Origin of the sequence: Carnobacterium divergens (assembly GCF_900258435.1) — a bacterium.
GTDB classification, from domain to species: Bacteria; Bacillota; Bacilli; order Lactobacillales; family Carnobacteriaceae; genus Carnobacterium; species Carnobacterium divergens_A.
This window is the reverse complement of record NZ_LT992558.1, coordinates 10,044-13,117: the sequence shown is the minus strand read 5'-3', so window position 1 is coordinate 13,117 and position 3,074 is coordinate 10,044. Positions and strand designations below refer to the sequence as shown.

The following is a 3,074-nucleotide window of genomic DNA, read 5'->3' as shown; positions in this document are numbered from 1 at the left end:
AATTTGTTCTTTGAAAACTGGATATTGTAAGAAAGCAATTTATGAAAAAAGAAACAATGTATACACCGCGTTTTAAATGAGTTTTTTAACGTTCTTATCGTAAGATAAAACGTATTAACGACAATTTTGAGTAATCAAAATAGGTTAAGTTAATAAGGGCGCACGGTGGATGCCTTGGCACTAGGAGCCGAAGAAGGACGGGACTAACTCCGATATGCTTTGGGGAGCTGTAAGTAAGCTTTGATCCAAAGATTTCCGAATGGGGGAACCCAGCATCTTTTATAGGATGTTACTACTAACTGAATACATAGGTTAGTAGAGGTAGACGCAGAGAACTGAAACATCTAAGTACCTGCAGGAAGAGAAAGAAAATTCGATTCCCTGAGTAGCGGCGAGCGAAACGGGAAGAGCCCAAACCAAAGAGCTTGCTCTTTGGGGTTGTAGGACACGACATTAAGAGTCATAAATGAATTTTGTAGAAGAAGCGACTTGGAAAGGTCCGCCGAAGAGGGTAAAAGCCCCGTATTTGAAACAAAGTTCACTCTGTTGTGTATCCTGAGTACGGCGGAACACGAGAAATTCCGTCGGAATCCGCGGGGACCATCCCGCAAGGCTAAATACTCCCTAGTGACCGATAGTGAACCAGTACCGTGAGGGAAAGGTGAAAAGAACCCCGGAAGGGGAGTGAAAGAGTACCTGAAACCGTGTGCTTACAAATAGTTAGAGCCCGTTAATGGGTGATAGCGTGCCTTTTGTAGAATGAACCGGCGAGTTACGATTACATGCGAGGTTAAGTTGATAAGACGGAGCCGCAGCGAAAGCGAGTCTGAATAGGGCGAATGAGTATGTGGTCGTAGACCCGAAACCAAGTGACCTACCCATGTCCAGGTTGAAGGTGCGGTAATACGCACTGGAGGACCGAACCCACGTATGTTGAAAAATGCGGGGATGAGGTGTGGGTAGCGGAGAAATTCCAATCGAACTTGGAGATAGCTGGTTCTCTCCGAAATAGCTTTAGGGCTAGCCTCGGAATTAAGAATCATGGAGGTAGAGCCACTGTTTGGACTAGGGGCCCTTCTAGGGTTACCGAATTCAGATAAACTCCGAATGCCATTGATTTATATCCGGGAGTCAGACTGCGAGTGATAAGATCCGTAGTCGAAAGGGAAACAGCCCAGACCACCAGCTAAGGTCCCAAAGTTACTGTTAAGTGGAAAAGGATGTGGGGTTGCTTAGACAACTAGGATGTTGGCTCAGAAGCAGCCATCATTTAAAGAGTGCGTAATAGCTCACTAGTCGAGTGACCCTGCGCCGAAAATTTACCGGGGCTAAACAGTACACCGAAGCTGTGGATAGAACCTTAGGGTTCTATGGTAGGAGAGCGTTCTAAGGGCGTTGAAGCTAGATCGTGAGGACTAGTGGAGCGCTTAGAAGTGAGAATGCCGGTATGAGTAGCGAAAGACGGGTGAGAATCCCGTCCACCGTATGACTAAGGTTTCCTGGGGAAGGCTCGTCCTCCCAGGGTTAGTCGGGACCTAAGCCGAGGCCGATAGGCGTAGGCGATGGACAACAGGTTGATATTCCTGTACCAGTTTGTTTTGTTTGAACAATGGAGGGACGCAGTAGGCTAAGGAATGCGCGCTGTTGGATATGCGCGTCTAAGCAACAAGTCTTGAAGTGAGTTAAATGCTTGCTACTATAAGGACAAGTTGTGATGGGGAGGGAACTAATAGTACCGAAGTTCCTGATGTCACACTGCCAAGAAAAGCTTCTAGTTAGAAACAATCTGCCCGTACCGCAAACCGACACAGGTAGTCGAGGAGAGTATCCTAAGGTGTGCGAGAGAACTCTCGTTAAGGAACTCGGCAAAATGACCCCGTAACTTCGGGAGAAGGGGTGCTGACCAATTGGTCAGCCGCAGTGAATAGGCCCAGGCGACTGTTTATCAAAAACACAGGTCTCTGCAAAATCGTAAGATGACGTATAGGGGCTGACGCCTGCCCGGTGCTGGAAGGTTAAGAGGATGGGTTAGCTTCGGCGAAGCTCAGAATTGAAGCCCCAGTAAACGGCGGCCGTAACTATAACGGTCCTAAGGTAGCGAAATTCCTTGTCGGGTAAGTTCCGACCCGCACGAAAGGCGTAACGATCTGGGCACTGTCTCAACGAGAGACTCGGTGAAATTATAGTACCTGTGAAGATGCAGGTTACCCGCGACAGGACGGAAAGACCCCATGGAGCTTTACTGCAGTTTGATATTGAGTGTTTGTACAGCTTGTACAGGATAGGTAGGAGCCATAGAAGCCGGGACGCCAGTCTCGGTGGAGGCATTGGTGGGATACTACCCTTGCTGTATGACCACTCTAACCCTCACCACTAATCGTGGTGGGAGACAGTGTCAGACGGGCAGTTTGACTGGGGCGGTCGCCTCCTAAAGAGTAACGGAGGCGCCCAAAGGTTCCCTCAGAATGGTTGGAAATCATTCGTAGAGTGTAAAGGCAGAAGGGAGCTTGACTGCGAGACCTACAAGTCGAGCAGGGACGAAAGTCGGGCTTAGTGATCCGGTGGTTCCGCATGGAAGGGCCATCGCTCAACGGATAAAAGCTACCCTGGGGATAACAGGCTTATCTCCCCCAAGAGTCCACATCGACGGGGAGGTTTGGCACCTCGATGTCGGCTCATCGCATCCTGGGGCTGTAGTCGGTCCCAAGGGTTGGGCTGTTCGCCCATTAAAGCGGTACGCGAGCTGGGTTCAGAACGTCGTGAGACAGTTCGGTCCCTATCCGTCGCGGGCGTAGGAAATTTGAGAGGAGCTGTCCTTAGTACGAGAGGACCGGGATGGACACACCGCTGGTGTACCAGTTGTTCTGCCAAGAGCATCGCTGGGTAGCTATGTGTGGAAGGGATAAACGCTGAAAGCATCTAAGCGTGAAGCCCCCCTCGAGATGAGATTTCCCATTGCTTCGGCAAGTAAGACCCCTGAGAGATGATCAGGTAGATAGGTTGGAAGTGGAAGTACAGCGATGTATGGAGCGGACCAATACTAATCGGTCGAGGACTTAACCAAATAAATGGTG

The 3,074-nt window shown here is 49.5% G+C and carries 1 rRNA gene; it reads left to right on the top strand.

From position 1 onward, the window contains the following. Positions 1-142: 142 nt before the first annotated feature. Positions 143-3,064: ribosomal RNA gene (locus tag CDIMF43_RS00635) — 23S ribosomal RNA — on the top strand. The last annotated feature ends 10 nt before the right edge of the window (positions 3,065-3,074 follow it).